Consider the following 18625-nt stretch of genomic DNA (forward strand, 5'->3'; position numbering starts at 1 on the left):
TTTTAGTTTTTATTGATAATAATAATTCCGCTAATCAGGATGAGAATGCCAATTAATCTTTTTATACCCAGAGGTTCTTGAGGTAAGCCAAACCAGGCGAAATGACCCGCTATAACCGAAAATATCACCTGTCCGCATAAACCTAAAGATATCATGCTGGATACACCTAAACGGGGAATGGTATAGTAATACAGACTAATGCCCAGTACGCTGAACAAACCACCGCTAAACCACAAATAATAGGGCACACTTTTGATTTCCTGAACATCAGGTAGATGCTTAACGCTCAGTAATACAAAGCAAAATGCAAAAGTAGCACTGCAAAAAAATGCTACCAATGACGCCAGCAAAGGGTTTTTAAGCAAGACTCCCAATTGAGCATTTAAGCCTCCCTGTACAGCCAGAAAAACCCCTCCGGTAAAGGCCAGTAAACTTAATGTTAAATGATTCATAGCCTAAAGGTAGATGTCCCTTCGGCATTAGGCATTTACATATGTTGATGATTTAAAAAAGCTACAACTCCCTTCGGATACGGCTTAACTGGGTAGGAGTAATGCCCAGGTAAGAAGCAATAAGTCGCTGGGAAACCTGTTGCTCCAGCTCAGGATAATCTTTTAAAAACTGAACGTAACGTTCGCTGGCATTTTGGGTAGCAAAAGATATCTGGCGCTTTTCATTTTCTACCACCCATTTCTGCTCCAGATAGGCGATATAAAAGTTTTTCAGATCCTGGTGTTGATAAATCTTTTCTTTATAAAGCTGATAATCCATTTCCAGAACTACTGACTTGCATAGAGCTTCTATGCTAAATGAGGAGGGTGACTGTAGCTGCAATGATACGGTAGAGCCCGCAAAATTATGGGGTACAAAAAAATTCTTGATATGTGTCTCCCCTTCTTCCTTTATAAATAATGAGATGAGTATTCCACTACACACAAAGTAGATCTTACGAGCTATCTGCCCTGGCCGAACAAGTACTTCGCCTTTTACTAAGCTTCTTGGCTCTGCCAGCGCGTACAGTTGCTCAAAGGAATCATCAGAAACCGGAGCAAAAGTATGCATACTCTTTTTTAAAATATCTTTGTACTGATCTGGTTGAAGAGATGTCATGCTATCAACAGGCTACTTGCTCTAAATTTACAGGAGCCGTTTCAAAGTTCAAATTTTCATGTTTGTAACTTCAATGTATAGCTTGGCAACATGTTCTAAAGCCCGGCTTTGAGCTTAATAACTTCAAATTTGAGGTTAAAAGATAGGGTTTTGATGTTCAGAAGGTCAAACTTGAGGTTCGGAACATCAAAAGAGATGTTTTGAAGTACCCCTTTCAGTTTATTGCTCCTGCTTGTCTTTAAAAAAGCTGTACACACAAGTTAGTTTAGCGATAAAACAGGCAAAATTCATTGCCTTGAGCTTAAGCTTAGTTTCATTACAACAAAACCAACGAACAAAAAGAAGAGGTCATTGACATGACCACTCTTCTAACTTAAGCGCTTTAAGCTTTCTTAAACTTTAAAATACCCCAGTTGAGGTAAGCCTTTTGTCCGGCAGCTATCCAATGCTTCAGCCCTTGCTTCATTTTGTCTACATACTCTCTGGAAATTTTATCGGCAAGGCTTTCGTAGTGGATCTCCAGCCCATGCAATACCTGAGTGTAATGATTAACTAATTGCTCAGGCATAAGTATTACTTCTTCTTCACTCAGGCCTACTTCCTTCGCAAATTCACGGTATTGAGCTACCGAGCCCATCTCTTCCAGATGTATCCGCTTTAGTACAGCATCCAGCACGCCATCTGGGCAGTCATCAGCCTGCATAGGATCAGTAAAAATGAATACTCCCCCCGGTTTGAGTACCCTCTGAGCCTCCTGAAAAATTTTAAATTTCTGATTGCTATGTAGTATGGCATCCTGCGACCAAAGGACATCATACGTGTTTGCATTAAAGGGTAGGGCCTCAAAATTGCCCTCTACTACATTAATTAGATGGTCTAAGCCCTGCGCCTTATTTTTTTCTTCGTTCCTATGGTTTTCGGTTGCGCTTAGGTTGAGGCAGTCTACTTTGCAGCCGAAAGTAGCTGCCAGATAACGGGCAGCGCCACCATAGCCTGAACCCAAGTCTAAAAGGTGGGTATCTACATTTAATGCGCCTGCTTTTTCTGCCATCAACACTACGGATTGGCGTGAGGCTTCTTTAATAGAATTTTTGCCGTCGTAAATACCAATATGTATGTCTTCTCCACCCCAGATGCTGTGATAAAACTCATCAGCATCCTGGCTGTTGTAGTATTCTTTGGTAATCTCTACGAGTTGATTATCCTGCATGGTCTAGAAATTTTAGGTTTATGGTTGGTAGGCTTTTTCTGCTACATGAATAAAAAAGTCAGGCTCTTCTGATTGATAAGTCTCCTGAAAGTCTCCATAGGTAGTAACTTTCTGGAAGCCTACTTCACTTAAAAGGTTTCTTACATAATCTTTACGAAGGGGAAACATATTCAAATGATATTCGGATTGGTCCGGAAACTCATAGCGAAAACGTGCCAGACCTTCGTCTACATGCTCAGGCTCAGCTTTTACATTTTCTCCGGCATAGTAATACGTATGCTTACTGCTAAAACCGTGGTCTAGTATAGAGTCGTAATTTCGTTGATCTAAAATGAGTACCCCATCGTGTTTGAGGGCAGAATAGAATTCAGCCAGAGTTTTTCTTCTGTCGTTTTCGTCAAACAGGTGGGTAAACGAATTACCCAGGCAAATAACTGCATCGTATCTTCCGTAAAGGTCACGGTTGAGCCAACGCCAGTCAGCATGCACTGTTCTGAGAATATGGCCGTGGTCTTTGGCATTTTCAAATGCTTTGGCCAACATTACCGGGCTACCATCTACACTTACCACATTAAAGCCGGCGTTAAGCAACTGAACAGAATGATAACCAGTGCCGGTAGCGGCATCCAGCACCTTCTTTTTGTTGTACTCCTGAAGTATTTTGATAAAAAAATCCTTTTCACCCTGAGCGCGGGCTTTCCAGTCAATAAGCTCATCCCACTTCTCCACAAAACTATGTACATACTCCATCTGATAATGGTCTGTCTCTCTTACCTCAATGGGATTTTTGCCGTATTGCTGTTTAGTTTGCGTCATTTTGGTAAATGTATTTTTGTGATGATAAAAGCTTAATATACCAAAATATAGAGTTAAGGTGTAGTCAATTGCCAAAGATCATAATTTCATAATTTTGCAGAACTGTTAAAGCCAGATATTGTGTAAATCATTTACCCTGATAAAACATACAATATAACTTCATTTATCAGATAGTTAGTTGACTAAGCTTGTTTAAGCTGTACTGAAGTAAAAGTATGTGCGAAAAGAATAACGAGATAGAAGCCTTTGGTAAAAAAGTTTTGAGGCGAGGTAAAAGAAAAAAAGCAAGCTCCTAAGAACCTGCCAATCCGCAGAGGGAAAAAGCTTAAAAAATCCCATTCATTAAGTTAAAAAAGTAATCCTCTGCTTTCTCAAATATAGAACCTAAGTATTAATACAAAGTAAATTCAGCATTACCTATATGTTACCCTTTATAGTCTGAAGTGCCTCAGGTTATAAGTAAATTGTAGCATGGCAAACTGCTGAAGCACTTCGGTCTGTACATCTTCTATATAGGTTTCACTTACTGTGCGGTTGATGCTATTGTTTTGCTTCAGCAGATCAAAAACTGTAAGTTTAAGTTCACCTAATTGATTTTTAAATAGCTTTTTACCAGCGCTCAGATTAATCAAAAGGTAATCTTGATTGTAGGCTTCAGACAGACCCGCATAATACTGATGATTAAGCTCAGTTTCTACAAACCAGCCCGACTCACTTCTACCATGTATTTTAAATTCGGTGTTCTGATTAAAGTAATTATTGTTCAGGTCGGCTCTTAGGGTGTTGTTCACCACGTTGTAATTAGAGCGTGAAGAAAGAGTAAAGTCCAGATACTCGCTCATATTGCTGCTTAATACCAACCCCATACCCATGCCCAGATTGTTGGCATAGTTCTTTTGCTCATTAATGAGCCCGGGAGTTCTGTTATACGTTAGTGATCCATTAAAATTAAGGTTACTCTGAATAGCTGTCAGTGGAATTCCGTAGCTGGCAAAAGACCTCAGACTCCAGCTATTCTCCAGATTAATTGGGCGAGTCAGCTGTGCCCCCTGCTGAAGCTCCACAGCACCATTGACTACAGTATCTTTACTGGCAATAAGGCTGCTTTCGGCAATATAGTTTGACGTATAGCTACCTCCTATTAGCATGAAAAAGCTATTAGCCTTTTTTACATTTGTAGAAGCATAGCGGGCAAATAGATTGTGGGTATACTCCTGTTCCAGGTCAGGATTTCCCTGGGTAAGCATCAGTGGATTGCTATTGTCTATGACATTTTGCAGTTCGCTAAGCTCCGGTGCGTTGGTATTGGTACGGTAAAACACTCTCAGGTTTTTGCCCCCCTCCATACGGTAATGGAGCATAGCAGAAGGCAGCAGGCTTTGAAAGTTACGGTTAATGTCATCTTCCTGAGGGAAAAGCTGACTATTATCCAGATAAGCAAACTGGTAGTTTATACGGCTCATGAAAGATAGCTTACCACTGTTAAACCTAAGACCACCGCCAAACTCCTGCGTAATGTATTGCGACTCAAATACATTGGTAAGGCTGGTATCCATGAGCGAATAGCTGCCTTCAGACTCATTAAAATTATAGGTAAACTTATCTGATTCACTCTCACTTAATGAAGCTTCATAGTTCAGCATAAGATTGAGCCTTTCAGAAATAGGTTCAGTGTAAATAATGTTCGCCGAGTAAGTATTGGTAAGCTGATCCAGAGTACTGTTCTGATCCAGCGAATCTAGTTCAGTAAATCCAGTATTGTAGTAGGTGTTTTCTGCATAGAGCTCATTACTGCCTTCCTGTGCGTTAATCTGTGTGCCAAAGCGGAAAGATAATGTTCTGCCTCTCTTCTCAAATCTATGTCTGAATAATAAGTTGTTGGAAAAGCTTAAGGCACTAAGGTCGGCTTTGTAATTATTTATAGTGCTGCTAAGCAGGTTCTCATTTTCCAGAAAGGTAATGCCATCTATCTGCTCACTTCCTATATTATGCTGCCAGCTTAGGCTAGGCTCCAGAATAATAGAGTTTTTGTCGTCTATGTTGTACTCCATGCGCATATTAAAGCGATGGTTAAAGTTATCACTTTCTGTCAGGCTGTTTTCATCGTAAAACTGGCTGGAATCTGCTGAAAGGAAAGTCTCCCTACTTAGCATCTGGTCGGCGCTATTATGGCTGTTATTGAAAAAATAGCTCCCGGTGACTTCAATCTTCTCCCCCCAATTGTCTGAATAGTTGAGCCCAAAAGCATTGGTCTGACTGATTCCGCTCTGCTGCCCAACTAAAAAATCACTGACATTACCACCGGACGAACCAGGACCTCTTCCACCACCTCCACCTGGTCCTCCGGAGCCTCTTCCACCACCTCTGCCTCCTCGCCTTCCGCTATTGCCTACTACTCCCAGAAGATCTTCTGTAGAGAAATTTTGTATGTTAATATTGTTGGACTGACCTATGATGGAAAAACGCTGGTCGCCATTAAAGATATTGATATTACCTCCCAGCGCATAGCGGTTATCAAGTCCGTAGCCAGCATAGACTTTACCGAACTGCCCATTTCTTTTATTAGCCAGCGTAACTATATTGATTGTTTTGGCACTTTGTCCATCATCAAAACCTGTGAACTCTGCCTGCTCGCTTTGCTTATCAAAAACCTGGATCTTATCCACCACTTCAGCCGGTAAGTTCCTGAGGGCAGCGGTAGGGTCGTTTCCGAAAAATGGTTTGCCATCTACCAGTACTTTCTGAACGTCTTCTCCCTGGGCCTGCACCTTTCCGTCTTCAAAGACAATACCCGGCATCTTTTTAATGAGGTCTTCTGTGCTGGCGTCGGGTAATGTTTTGTATGCTTTGGCATTGAAGATAGTAGTATCGCCTTTTTGCTCCGCACGAGGGAGTCGCCCTGCTACTTCAACCTCTTGCAAATAATCTTCCGATTCTGCCATACGTAGTTTAGCAAGCTCAGTATTCCGTTCCAGATTTAGAGTTTGTTCAATTTTTTGATAGCCCACATAGGTGATGACTAATGTATACTCACCTGCAGACAGATTATTGAACTGAAATTCTCCGGAACCATTGGTGGTGGTATAAAGAGCGTTTTCATCGTTTTGTGTCAACTTAACCGTAGCTCCCGGAAGGATGCTATCATCAGTTAGGGTAACTACCTTCCCTTGCAGACTTAAGCTTGGGGATTGAGCAAAGGCAGAAACGGTGATCAGACAAAAAAGTAGCAGGTATAGCGTTCTATGTGACATATTGATTTGAGCTTTGCCACCTTAGATACCTGGCCGAAGGCAAGGTTTAATACCTGAAAAAATATTTTACATAAAAATTGTGGTAGTACTTAAGATTTACGAAAATTTACCCTAACTGTAATAATAGATGTTCTAAAGTTTGAAAGAATGATCTGGTTAAGAGAAGGATATTACCTATTCTATTATTAAGAAACTAGTTAATTTTAGTAATCAATTTTAACATCTGCATTTATTACTTTATCTAACTCATATAGTATCCTATCGGATTTATTAAAAACTATCTGGTAAGATTCACATGTTTTTCTTAGCTCTTCTAAATATGAGAAATATAATTCAACTAATTTTTCTGATTGCGTAGGTAAGACTAATTTTTTACCAAAAATAACCCGATACACTCTCTGGTCTATTATCTGATAAATATTTGGATTTTTAAAACGAAGTATTGTTGAAGCCATTGGAAGTCCGATTCCTTTACAGCTTAACATTTTCAATAGTACTTCTTTAGTCAACTGTTCATTCAAGAGAGAATCTTGAATATCTATTTTATTAAGTAAGGCTAAAGTTTCATCTGTAAATTCAGGATAACGATTTACCTTCCATAACACTATTTGATGAATTATAGCGTGATCAAAATTACCTTCTAACTTATCTAATTCCTCTGTAAGTCCTTTTTGATATTTATAGTCATAGGCTAAGGTTTGCAGTACCTTTTGATTTACAATTTTAATTTCCATGAAGAGAAAATTTAAGCATTAGATTAATATTAAACTATTGCTTAAAAATCATACTTTATCTGTAAACCAACTATTCAAAGTAATGAAAAACCTAATTTGAATAGTTTATTGATACTTAACTGCTATTATGTGATAGTCAAAAGAATGCTTGTTTACCTACTTACATCTTACCCCAAAAAAAGCGCATAGCATATGCGCTTTTTATAAAAGGTTAATCTTTCTTTACCTGATTAGGTCAGTTGGAAATACCACTACACTTTCGTTGCCTTCTTTACTTACGGCAGCTACACCAAAGTAATAGTTATCAATCACGATATTATCCAGTGTGTACTCATTAACTTTTCCTACAAAACGGCTGTATTGCCATTGAGGAGATGTGGTTTCTCGCCAATATACTTTGTAGCCTGCCAGTTCAGGATGATCGCTTGCATTCCAGGCCAATGTGGTAGAGGCCTTTACTGCTCCTCCAATTTTAACACTATCGGGAGCCGAAGGAGCCCAGGCTAGTCCGGCCATACTTATAGCGTTTACCGCAGTTAGTTTAGCTGTAAAATCAAAGTTTACACCCTCAATTACATCACCATAGGCAATTCCATCTTCTACCCGTATATCCTGATGCTGACGATTATAATTTTCGTGGGCTTCCATAATACGAATACCCGCATAGCCCAGGTCGTTGAACGGACGATGATGTCCTCCCCTGCCAAATCTGTCTAGTCGGTAGATCATTATGGGATTCATCATCGGCATATAGGTTTGTGTTTGCTGATGTACATAACGCGCCAGTTGCCGAGAAATACCATCTACTTCTCCCCCCGTAAATCTACGAAAACGCCTTTCATTATCTGTTTCGGTAGGTGGTACGGGTTCAGAAAAGATGCGGAAGCTACGGTTATCCACTACTCCATCTATTCCTTCTATGTTGCCAATCATGTCATTATTAAGCACACCAATAATCTCCCAATTGTTTTTCCTGGCATATTCGGCCAGCCCTTTTCCACCAAACAGGCCTTGTTCTTCACCAGAAAGTCCTACATAAACAATGCTGTTATCAAACTCATATTGCGACAATACGCGCGCCGCTTCTATAGCTCCTGCCATGCCCGTAGCATTGTCGTTAGCACCAGGGGCATCTATTTGGAAGTCAATAGCGTCAGAAGCACGTGAATCAATATCACCGGACATAATGATAAAGCGGTTGGGGTTTACTTTTCCTCTTTGTATGGCTACTACGTTGACTACCCAGACATCCTTTGGCACCCGTGAGCCTGAACCTTCTTCTACAAAATCTTTCTGGTAAAATACATCAAGGCAATTGTTACAGTCGGAGGAGATTTTATCAAACTCACTTTTAATCCAGCGGCGAGCGGCACCAATACCACGAGTATCAGAAAGCGTATCCGAGAAGGTATTTCGTGTACCAAAGCCCGCCAGTTTACGAATGTCCTGCTCCAGACGTTCTGCGGAGACGGCCTCTATAATATCGTAGATTCGCATATCTGCTGACGGTGGGGCTACAACTTTGTCCTGTGCATAAATATAAGGACTGAGTAATAGAAAAGTTAAAAGCAAAAAGTATCTGTTAATCATCATAATCAGGAGTTTAGCAAAGTACATAACTGCTAATATATTATGATGTTAGTAGCAATACCAGACACTGTTAAAAATAGTCTGGCACCTTTAGCTTAGAAAAACATGTGTGCTATATTTCTTTCAGCTTGTCTCTACTCAGAGGTTTAATTACGTATTTGTGAAAACCCAGGTATTTAAGTCTTTCCTTATCACGTGGATTTTCGGAGGTGGTAAGCACCACAATCTTGATGCTGTCTTTGATCTCATCATCCAGACTTTTAAATTTTTCCAGGAAATCAAAACCATCAAAAACGGGCATTTTCAGGTCAAGAAATATGACATCCGGCCTCGTTTTTTCATGAGTAATGTGCGGGAAAACTTCTTCCGCATTGGTAAAAGTAATTACCTGACGAGCCAACCCTACTTCTTCAATAAGATTTTGGTTAATGAAACTGGTTACATCATCGTCATCAACCAAAAAAATAATTTGATATTTTTCCATCCAAAAGCCTGGATTAATTGTTAGGACAATATTAAGGCATTTTTTTATGTCAAGTAAGGGCTAAGATTAAATTTAATCAGCCTCTATTTTTATTTTTTTATCTAAAACTCTCTATGCAAGGCCATCAGATGATACATGAAGGGGCTGAATTTATGCCTTATGGACACTGTTATTTATGGGAGCCTTTCATCTTGTGGACGCACGCCATTTCCAACTCAATTATCGCGCTGGCGTATTTTGCTATCCCTATTTGTCTGGTATATATTTTTTTGAAGCGTAATGATTTTCAGTACATCTGGCTACTGGTACTTTTTGCCATTTTTATTTTAGGTTGTGGAACAAGCCACCTGATGGATGTTATAAATATCTGGCACCCCTACTACCGGCTAGATGCAATCATAAGAACAATTACTGCGCTGGCTTCTATAGGTACAGCACTGGTACTTATTCATGTAGCTCCACAGCTTTTGGAACTACCGAGTATAGAAAAGTGGAAAGCCTTTAGCCATCAGTTAAAATCTGAAAATGAAAACCTTGAGCAAGAAGTAGCCAGAAGAACTAAAGAATTGCAGGAAAGCAATGCTTCCATGAAGTTTTTAACCGATACCATTCCTCAAATTGTGTGGACAGCAAATGCTGAGGGTAATCTGGATTATTATAATCAAAACTGGTACGATTATACCCAGCTTTCTGAAGACGAAAGCATTGCCTACGGTTGGGTGTCAGTTATCCACCCTGATGACAAAGAGCAACTACAAAAGATCTGGAGCACATCTGTAGAAACAGCCAGCAACTTTCAGGCAGAGTTTAGAATGCGTGATGGACGAGATGGCAGCTACCGCTGGCATTTGGGTAGAGCACAGGCCATGAAAGATGAGGAAGGTAAGGTAAGCAAATGGTTTGGCACCGCTACTGACATACACGACCAAAAGGAAAAAAACGAAGAGCTAAAAAGGGTTAACGAAGATCTGGATAACTTTATTTATACTGCTTCGCATGACCTTAAAGCCCCTATTAGCAACCTTGAAGGCCTGATGCAATTGATTGAACAACGTACACCTAAAGATTGCGAAGCTGCCCTAAATCCACTTCATCAAATGGTAAATACACAGGTGGATAAGCTCAAATTAGTAATTAGTGATCTTGCTGATGTAGGTCAGATTAAAAGAGATGTAGTTGAAGATTTTGAAACAGTGCGAATAAACAAACTGGTAGAAGAATTTTTAGCAAGTAACCAAAGCCGTTTTAGTAATAAGCAAATAGATGTAAAGCTAAGTTTAAAAAGTGATGCGGTCTTTTTCTCTTCCAAGCACCTCAGAATTATTTTGTACAACCTACTGGACAATGCTATAAAATATAGCCAGCAGGCTCCTTCACAGATAGAAATTATCACTGATACTGAATACGACCAGTGGGTTCTTAAAATAAAAGATAATGGTATCGGTATTAAAGCAGAAAACCAGCACAAGATTTTTGAGATGTTTAAACGTTTTAACAGAAAAACGGATGGTACAGGTATGGGCCTATACATTGTAAAAACTACGGTAGAAAAATATCATGGAAGCGTGCAGGTAGAAAGTGAGCCTGGTAAAGGCAGTACTTTTAGTGTGCACCTGCCCTCTTCATTGTTACTACGCTGAAAAGTTAATTCAATGTTACTTACCGTACACTTAATTGTTTTTTGCTTACTGAAGGGAACCCTTTATAATGAAGGGGAGTATACTAAATATACCTAATTAATCGTCAGTTATGCCTAATGTAAGCACCCAAAGAAGTAGCTTTGTCAAACCCCTCAGAATAGCAGCAATACTGGAAGGAATTTCCTATTTGCTGCTCCTTTTTGTGACTATGCCTCTTAAATACCTGGCTCATATGCCTGAGCCAAATATGCTGGTTGGCTATGCTCACGGCTTTCTTTTTATTGCCTATATTGCTTTGGTGGTATTGGTAGCCTTTCAGGAGCGATGGAAGTTGAAATCTACATTTATAGCACTGGCTGCATCTTTAATTCCTTTTGCCACATTCTATGTGGAGTCTAAAATGTTGAGAAACAAATAAGCTTAAACCATTTAGCATCAATAAAAAAGGCTACCCAATCTTATGATCAGGTAGCCTTGTGTAATTTTTAGCGCTAGCAATTAGCTATTAGCTTTGTTTAGTTTCGCTGCTGCCAGATGGTCTACAAACCAGTGCAACTCACCATCTTCAGGTTTAATCAACTGCGCCGGATATTCTTCAGGATTATATTCTCCTTCTAATACTTCGTGCAGCGCATCTGCTTTCTGCTCACCAAAGGCCATAAAAGCAATACATTCTGCCTGGTTAATCAACTGGGGCATCAGGCTGATACGGTAGGTATCCATTTTCTCCACCCACATCTCTTTTACCCAGGTCATGGATTTATGAGAGAAAGGTACGTGCGGGAAAAGTGAAGCCGTATGTCCATCTGCTCCCATACCCAACAGAATAAGGTCAAAGCGAGGAGACATTCCCTGGAAGAATTCCTGCAAGCTTTCCTCGTATTGAAGAGCAGCAATATCCGCTCTCAACTCTCCATGAATAGGAAATATATGGTCTCTTGGTACTGGCACATCGTTAAGCAGTGCCTGATAAGACATGCCAGCATTGCTGTCTTTATCTTCAATAGGAACCGGACGCTCATCTCCCCAAAATACATATGTCTTATTCCAGGGCACCTGATTGATAAAAGGCTCCTGCTTAAGCAATTCGTACATACCTTTAGGCGAGCTACCACCTGTCAGGCAAACTACAAAGCGCCCTTTACTATCTACTGCTTCCCTGGCTTTACGCACAAATAGCTCAGCAGCGCTATAGCTCAGGTCATCTTTGTTTTCGTAAATGTGCAAGTTTGTAATTCCTTTCTTAGGGTGCTGATCGTTCTCTTCTATCACAGTTTCTTTAACATTTGTGGCTTTAGGGTTTATCCACTCGTGGCCTTCCAGTTTGAGCAAATCATCAGCCTCTTGCGGTCCCCAGCTTCCAGATGAATACTTAGGCAAGGCATGCTTACCATTTTTATCCCATTTATCTAATATGGGCATAACTACTTTCCAGGCTTCTTCTACCTGATCTGCTCTCATAAAGAGAGCCGCATTACCCTCTATAGCATCCAGCAATAAGGCTTCGTAGGCTTCTGGTGGCTCAGCATCATAAGATTGCTGATAATCAAAAACCATTTCTACCGGATTAAGTATGTGGTATATACCCGGGCGCTTAGCCTGAAAACGTATGGTTATACCCATGTCCGGTTGAATATTAATGATAATACGGTTAGGCTCTCTACTTGCATTATAGTCTTTGGTAAATGCCCGATGTGGCGGTTTACGAAGCTGTATAGTAATTACTGAACACTTATCGCCCATGCGCTTGCCGGTACGTACGTAAAAAGGAACATCCTGCCAACGCCAATTATCAATGTTAAACTTAATGGCGGTATAAGTTTCAGTAGTAGACTCTGGATCTACCCCCTCTTCTTCGGTGTACCCTTCTGCCTTTTTACCTTTAATCCAGCCTTTATCGTATTGTGCACGAATGGCATATTTATCTACCTCTTCTTCTTCCATGATGCGCACGGCTTTGAGCACATCTACTTTTTTATTTCTGATTTCGTCAGCATCCAAATTAATGGGAGGCTCCATAGCAATCATAGATACAAGCTGCAATACATGGTTTTGCACCATATCCCGTAGCGCACCGGAGCCTTCATAATAGGCTCCCCTGCCCTCAACGCCTACCGTCTCGGCTACGGTAATCTGCACATGGTCAATATAATTTCTGTTCCAGAGCGGCTCAAAAATGGTATTGGCAAACCTGAAAGTAAGAATGTTCTGTACTGTTTCTTTACCCAGATAATGGTCTATACGGAAAATCTGCTTTTCGTCATACAGCTCTGTAAGGAGTTTGTTTAGCTCACGAGCACTTTCAAGGTCATGTCCAAAGGGCTTTTCAATAACAATACGAGAGCACTCCAAATCGTGGCATGCCTGAGTAGAAGCCAGATTAGTAGCAATGGTAGAAAATAACTGTGGAGCTACTGACAGATAAAACAGACGGTTGGCTTTTACGCCCCAGGTATCTTCCAGAGAACCAATTTTAGTATCCAGTTGCTGAAAAGACTCCTTCTTCATTACATCCATAATGAAGTATTCTATATGCTGAGAGAAGGCATTCCAGACTTTGTCATCAGTAATACCCCGACGAGAATACTGAGACACCTCTTCGCGAAGCATATTACGATAGTCTTCATCAGAAAACTCGGTACGCCCCAGCCCAATTACCTGAAAATTATCTGGCAGGTATTTATCCAGAAAAAGATTATATAGGGCAGGGATAAGTTTTCTTTTATTCAGGTCACCACTACCGCCAAAAATGATGATTACGGTAGGGTCTAGCTGGTGTTTGCTAAATTCCATAAGATCAGGTATTAATAATTATGAGGCCCCCCATATAGTATGAAACGCGCCTGTTTTATCCAGTCTTTCATACGTATGAGCACCAAAATAGTCTCGCTGAGCCTGCACCAGATTAGAAGGCAGACGCGAGGTGCGATAACTGTCATAGTAATGTAAAGACGCTGAGAGTGCCGCAGTAGGAATCCCCTGCTCCAGGCACTGTACCAATACTTTACGTGTTTGCGAAGCAGTCTGGCTTAATGTTTTCGCAATATCCGGGTTAATCATGAGGTTTGCCAGTTGCTTATCCTCAGCAAAGGCTTTCATGAAATCTTCCAGCATACGAGAGCGGATGATACACCCTCCTCTCCAGATTTTTGCTACTTCTACTAGATCTAGGCCAAAACCCATCTCTTCAGAAGCTTTCTGTAACATGGCAAAGCCCTGAGCATACGATACCAACATAGCAAAATGAAGAGCATCATGCGCCTGAGCAATAAGTTCTTCCTGCTGGTCTGTCTTTTGAACTTCGGGTCCGCTCAATAAGCTTTCTGCTTTGGTACGTTCATCTTTAAGGGCAGAGAGGTAACGCATAGTAACAGCCGAATCTATAGTAGGAATAGCCACTCCCAGATCCATAGCACTTTGAGAGGTCCATTTACCGGTGCCTTTTTGTTTGGCACTATCCAGAATATTGTTAATGAGCATCGCCCCTTCTACCTGATCATCTGACTGTTTAAAAATGTCGGCGGTAATTTCTACCAGGAAAGATTGAAGAGCGCCCTCGTTCCAACTTTTAAAAGCCTGATGTAACTGCTCTTCGCTAAGGCCACCACGGCGACGCAACACATCGTAGATTTCTGCAATAAGCTGCATTATGCCATACTCTATGCCATTATGCACCATTTTTACATAATTGCCAGCCGCACCATTGCCAAGAAACGCAACACAAGCTTCGCCATTAACCTTAGCAGCCGCAGCCTCTAAAATCCCTCTTACCGGCTCATAAGCATCTATTTTGCCACCAGGCATAAGACTCGGACCAAACCTCGCTCCTTTTTCTCCTCCAGAAACACCCATTCCCAAAAAATGGATTTTAGCATCTTCCAGCTTTTCCATACGACGCGTAGTATCATCGTAGTGCGAGTTACCTCCGTCTATGATAATATCACCTTCATCCAAATGTGGTAGCAGGCTATCAATAACAGCATCTACCGCTTTGCCGGCAGGCACTAGCAACATAATACGGCGAGGAGATTTTAAAGCGCCTACAAAAGTGTTAAGCTCAGCAGTGGCATGCACATTATCTCCTGCTTTTTCTTTATCTAGTGCTTCTACTTTCTCTTTATCCAGGTCATAGCCTATCACTTCAAACTGATGATCAGCTACGTTAAGGAGAAAATTTCTACCCATAACGCCTAAACCAATCATTCCGAAGTCACAGTTAGCTTGTGTATTCATAGTTTGTGTTTTGTTCTTGTTTAAATGGTCATTTTGTATTTCTATCTTCTATATTTTTAAGTTTTGTAAGCCTCCTGGCATGTCTCTCCTCTCCAGTGTAGCCGGCATTCAAAAAGGCATGAATAAGCTCCATGGCATACACATCTCCCACCACTCTGGCCCCTATACAGATAATGTTCATGTCGTCATGCTCTACTCCCTGGTGAGCAGAATAGGTTTCGTTGATCAGTGCAGCTCTTACTCCCTGAATTTTATTGGCTACTATACAGGCCCCGATTCCACTTCCGCAAATAGCTATGCCTCTTTCCACCTTATTTTGTGCTACGGCTTCTGCCAAGGGCTGTACAAAGTCCGGGTAATCATCCTGAGCGTCGTAACTATCTGCACCAAAGTCAGTAATCTCAAAATGGTCCTGTAAAGATTTTTTTATTAGCTCCTTAAGCTCAAAACCTCCATGATCAGCGGCTATACCAATTTTCATCATCGTGTTAAAAAAAGTGTGGCCAAATCTGTTTAAAGTGGTAAATATAGAGCATAGCATTACGATCAACAACCCGGCCTCATATTAGCTGAAAAATTCTTTCTGTTTCCTAAGATAAATTCTCGTAACAGTCGTAGAATATTAAAGAACACTTTCACTTTTTCAGAGTTATTCAATCAAATAAACCCTAATGATATGAGTAAACTTGTTAAAAACGACGTAAAATCTAGTGAACCGACTAAGCTTGGTTTGTCAGAAAACAAAAGAGCCGAATCTGCAGAAATATTAAACCTGCTATTGGCTGATGCATCTGTGCTCTATACCAAAACACGCAATTTTCATTGGAATGTTACCGGGCCACTGTTCTACAGTCTACATAACCTGCTGGAAGAGCAATATCAAGAGTTGGCAACTTCTACAGACGAAATTGCTGAACGTGTACGTCAGCTTGGTTTTAATGCTGTGGGAAGCATGCAGGAGTTTCTAAACATTACTCGCCTGGAAGAAGCTAAGAAAGATGGATTGAGCGATAAGGATATGGTAAAAGCACTGGTAAAAGACCATGAAGAGGTGGTGCGCACCATGAGAAAAGACATAGAAAAACTTGAAGATGAACTTGGAGATGTAGGTAACGCAGATTTTGTTACCGGACTCATGCAGGCACACGAAAAGATGGCCTGGATGTTAAGATCACTACTTCAACAATAAATTTAAGCCGGCTAGTCCGGCTTTTTTTTCTACATGCCCTCCTGAATATTTTCAGTATTCAAAATTGTGTTTATTTGCCGGCAGAGACTTATGAATATCAGACACACTTATGGAGAAAACTGCCTTAGAAAAAAAGCTCATAGAATACAAGAATAAGATCCATCCACTAATACCCGGGCTTACAAAAGCTAAACTTAAATATCTGGACTTTTCTGAGGAAAGCGCCTTTTTACAAAACTTAGACCTTAAAGATACCTTTAAATTTAATCAGGTGCTTTTTGATGAAGTGCTTCGGGGCAAAGTAGGTATTGGAGGATATTTTGAAAATCGCATTATTTATCGCAGAAGCACTCATTACGATGGAGCAGAAGCTCGTAGCCTTCACCTTGGCCTTGACTTGTGGGTAGCAGCAGGAACCGCTATTTACAGTCCGCTTCCCGGCACCATACATAGCCTGCAAGATAACCAGGGCTTCGGCAATTATGGCCCTACTATTATCGTTGAACATGTAATAGAAGACATACACATTTTTGGTCTGTATGGCCATTTAAGCCATGAGTCGCTCAGACGGTGGAAGCCTGGTGATAAGGTTTTGGCAGGAAAGGAAATAGCCTGGGTAGGTGACTTTCCCGAAAACGGAGACTGGCCCCCACATTTGCACTGGCAACTAATGAAAGATATGCTGGGTAATGAGGGTGATTTTCCGGGGGTTGCGGCACCATCAGATAGGGATTTTTATTTGCAAATATGCCTTGATCCTCACTATCTTTTAAAACTGGCAGACACCTGACTCTCTGCCAGTAATGCACTAAACTTAACAAATATTGGAACGCTACTACCAAATATTAGGACTACCAGTCGGCTCATCAAAAACGGAAGTCAAAAAGGCTTATCGTAAGCTGGCGTTTATGTACCATCCTGATAAAAATGTAGCTCATGAAGCCCAACAGAAGTTCTATCAGATTACTGAAGCTTACGAAATTATTCTAGGCACACGCAAAGCTCCTCCTATCAGACAAGCTACCAGCACCCATTCGTATTATCATGCTGCAAGAGGGCGAAGATCCTATAATTTCAGGCGGCAGTCGTACCGAGAGATGTGGGAAGAAGAGAGTGATAGAAGACGAAGAGATGCCAGACGATATGCCAAGGAGCAGGCTCAAAGACGTTACGAAAACATAAAAAAAAATAATGAAGCATTTAAGAAAAGCTGGTACTATAAACCCGCTTACTATTTTGTACATGCTATCATATTTGCTGCCTGGCTCATTGGATTAGCAATCTTATGTTCATCGCTTTACGGACTGGTATACTTCTACCTAGAGGACGATCAGTGGTGGAAAATTTTGTTTTGCTTTCCTCTGTTTGTTGCCGGAGTGCTTTGTATTACACATGCAAAAAAACTTAAACAAGAGGCTGCACCTTTTTTCAGTTAAGTAAATGCAACTTTTTTTGTTAAATACTTGTATATACAATTAAAGTATACACATTAAAATGAAAACTATATTACACCAATCCAATAACAGAGGCCACAGTAATTTCGGATGGCTGGACTCATATCATTCATTTAGTTTTGGCCGGTATTACGATCCCCAACGCATGGGTTTTGGCGTATTAAGAGTACTCAATGATGACCATGTGACCGGTGGAGCTGGTTTTGGCACTCACCCTCATGATAATATGGAAATAGTATCTATTCCTTTATGGGGAAATATGGCGCATAAAGATAGCACTGGTACCAATGGAGTCATCAAAACCGGAGATGTACAAATCATGTCAGCAGGTAGTGGAATAACTCACTCTGAGTTTAACCTGTCTAAAGATAAAGACCTTAAATTTCTACAGATATGGGTAATGCCCAAAGAGAGAAACATAAAACCACGCTATGCGCAGCAAAGCTATGACTTAAACTACAATTTAAATCAATGGCAAACAGTAGTAGCACCGGATGAAGAGCAGGCATTATGGATTAACCAGGATGCTTATTTCACAATGATTAAGACAGATAGAGTGCTCCAAACATCTTATCGCTTAAAACAAGCGGCCAATGGTGTATATCTATTCGTAATTGAAGGGATGCTCAAAGTGAAAGAGCATCAACTTAAGCAGCGGGATGCATTGGGGGTTTATGAAGCCGAAGAAGTTGAGATGGAAATCTCCAAAGATGCTTATATCCTCGCTATTGAAGTTCCTATGGGCTAGTAATAATAGATTGATAAAAGTTTCGGCATTAGGCAAACAATTGAGCTTTATATAAGATTTTTACTTATGTAATAAAGCAGAAGGTTTTTAAGTATTTATTTCCTGTAAGTAAGTCTGATAGGTCTTAATTATTGTAATAATAGAACTCATCCAAGACCTGTTTAGA

Annotated in this window: 17 protein-coding genes; 6 read left to right on the forward strand and 11 right to left on the reverse strand. The window is 40.6% G+C overall.

Features of this window, described 5'->3' with window-relative positions; all coding sequences use genetic code 11:
• Positions 1-2: 2 nt before the first annotated feature.
• The 8 genes from PZB74_RS19935 to PZB74_RS19970 all read right to left on the reverse strand — a co-directional run bounded on the left by PZB74_RS19935 (position 3) and on the right by PZB74_RS19970 (position 9195).
• A complete protein-coding gene (locus tag PZB74_RS19935) occupies positions 3-452 on the reverse strand; it encodes a DMT family transporter (RefSeq protein WP_302238943.1) in 450 nt (149 codons plus the stop codon).
• Between the two features lie 61 nt (positions 453-513).
• Complete coding sequence (locus PZB74_RS19940) at positions 514-1110, reverse strand: Crp/Fnr family transcriptional regulator (protein ID WP_302238945.1); 597 nt, start codon at positions 1108-1110, stop codon at positions 514-516.
• 382 nt (positions 1111-1492) lie between these two features.
• A complete protein-coding gene (locus tag PZB74_RS19945; protein ID WP_302238947.1) occupies positions 1493-2320 on the reverse strand; it encodes a methyltransferase domain-containing protein in 828 nt (275 codons plus the stop codon).
• Positions 2321-2338: 18 nt separating this feature from the next.
• Positions 2339-3136, reverse strand: coding sequence for a glycine/sarcosine N-methyltransferase (locus PZB74_RS19950; RefSeq protein WP_302238949.1), 798 nt, complete (start codon positions 3134-3136; stop codon positions 2339-2341).
• 431 nt (positions 3137-3567) lie between these two features.
• The gene (locus tag PZB74_RS19955) at positions 3568-6387 is read right to left on the reverse strand and encodes a TonB-dependent receptor (RefSeq protein ID WP_302238950.1); all 2820 of its coding nucleotides are present in this window, start codon (positions 6385-6387) and stop codon (positions 3568-3570) included.
• 203 nt (positions 6388-6590) lie between these two features.
• Positions 6591-7121 (reverse strand): hypothetical protein, encoded by a 531-nt coding sequence (locus PZB74_RS19960; protein ID WP_302238951.1) that lies wholly within the window; start codon positions 7119-7121, stop codon positions 6591-6593.
• A gap of 222 nt (positions 7122-7343) precedes the next feature.
• The gene (locus tag PZB74_RS19965; RefSeq protein ID WP_302238952.1) at positions 7344-8714 is read right to left on the reverse strand and encodes a M28 family metallopeptidase; all 1371 of its coding nucleotides are present in this window, start codon (positions 8712-8714) and stop codon (positions 7344-7346) included.
• Between the two features lie 109 nt (positions 8715-8823).
• On the reverse strand, positions 8824-9195 hold the full coding sequence (locus PZB74_RS19970; RefSeq protein ID WP_302238953.1) for a response regulator: 372 nt from the start codon (positions 9193-9195) through the stop codon (positions 8824-8826).
• Between the two features lie 113 nt (positions 9196-9308).
• On the opposite strand from PZB74_RS19970, the gene PZB74_RS19975 reads away from it, so the two are divergent.
• Positions 9309-10835, forward strand: coding sequence for a sensor histidine kinase (locus tag PZB74_RS19975; RefSeq protein ID WP_302238954.1), 1527 nt, complete (start codon positions 9309-9311; stop codon positions 10833-10835).
• A gap of 109 nt (positions 10836-10944) precedes the next feature.
• Entirely contained in the window at positions 10945-11253 is a 309-nt protein-coding gene (locus tag PZB74_RS19980) for a DUF3817 domain-containing protein (protein ID WP_302238955.1), read from the forward strand.
• Between the two features lie 80 nt (positions 11254-11333).
• Here PZB74_RS19980 and zwf read toward each other — a convergent pair whose 3' ends face one another.
• Genes zwf through PZB74_RS19995 form a run of 3 tightly spaced genes read right to left on the reverse strand, consistent with a single transcriptional unit; the run spans position 11334 to position 15552 of the window.
• Positions 11334-13628 carry a glucose-6-phosphate dehydrogenase gene (gene zwf / locus PZB74_RS19985; protein ID WP_302238957.1) on the reverse strand — a complete coding sequence of 765 codons (2295 nt, stop codon included), beginning with the start codon at positions 13626-13628 and terminating at the stop codon, positions 11334-11336.
• A gap of 18 nt (positions 13629-13646) precedes the next feature.
• The gene (gene gnd / locus PZB74_RS19990) at positions 13647-15068 is read right to left on the reverse strand and encodes an NADP-dependent phosphogluconate dehydrogenase (RefSeq protein WP_302238958.1); all 1422 of its coding nucleotides are present in this window, start codon (positions 15066-15068) and stop codon (positions 13647-13649) included.
• A 28-nt stretch (positions 15069-15096) separates the two neighbouring features.
• Positions 15097-15552 (reverse strand): RpiB/LacA/LacB family sugar-phosphate isomerase, encoded by a 456-nt coding sequence (locus PZB74_RS19995; RefSeq protein WP_302238959.1) that lies wholly within the window; start codon positions 15550-15552, stop codon positions 15097-15099.
• A gap of 192 nt (positions 15553-15744) precedes the next feature.
• Here PZB74_RS19995 and PZB74_RS20000 point away from each other — a divergent pair, with 192 nt between their 5' ends.
• From PZB74_RS20000 to PZB74_RS20015, 4 genes are all read left to right on the forward strand, one after another.
• Positions 15745-16257, forward strand: a complete 513-nt coding sequence (locus PZB74_RS20000) for a Dps family protein (RefSeq protein WP_302238961.1) — start codon at positions 15745-15747, stop codon at positions 16255-16257.
• Between the two features lie 109 nt (positions 16258-16366).
• The gene (locus PZB74_RS20005; RefSeq protein ID WP_302238963.1) at positions 16367-17047 is read left to right on the forward strand and encodes a peptidoglycan DD-metalloendopeptidase family protein; all 681 of its coding nucleotides are present in this window, start codon (positions 16367-16369) and stop codon (positions 17045-17047) included.
• Between the two features lie 34 nt (positions 17048-17081).
• Positions 17082-17693 carry a J domain-containing protein gene (locus PZB74_RS20010; protein WP_302238964.1) on the forward strand — a complete coding sequence of 204 codons (612 nt, stop codon included), beginning with the start codon at positions 17082-17084 and terminating at the stop codon, positions 17691-17693.
• A 58-nt stretch (positions 17694-17751) separates the two neighbouring features.
• Positions 17752-18459, forward strand: a complete 708-nt coding sequence (locus PZB74_RS20015; RefSeq protein ID WP_302238966.1) for a pirin family protein — start codon at positions 17752-17754, stop codon at positions 18457-18459.
• Positions 18460-18625 lie beyond the last annotated feature (166 nt).

This window comes from Porifericola rhodea (genome assembly GCF_030506305.1).
Taxonomy (GTDB): domain Bacteria; phylum Bacteroidota; class Bacteroidia; order Cytophagales; family Cyclobacteriaceae; genus Catalinimonas; species Catalinimonas rhodea.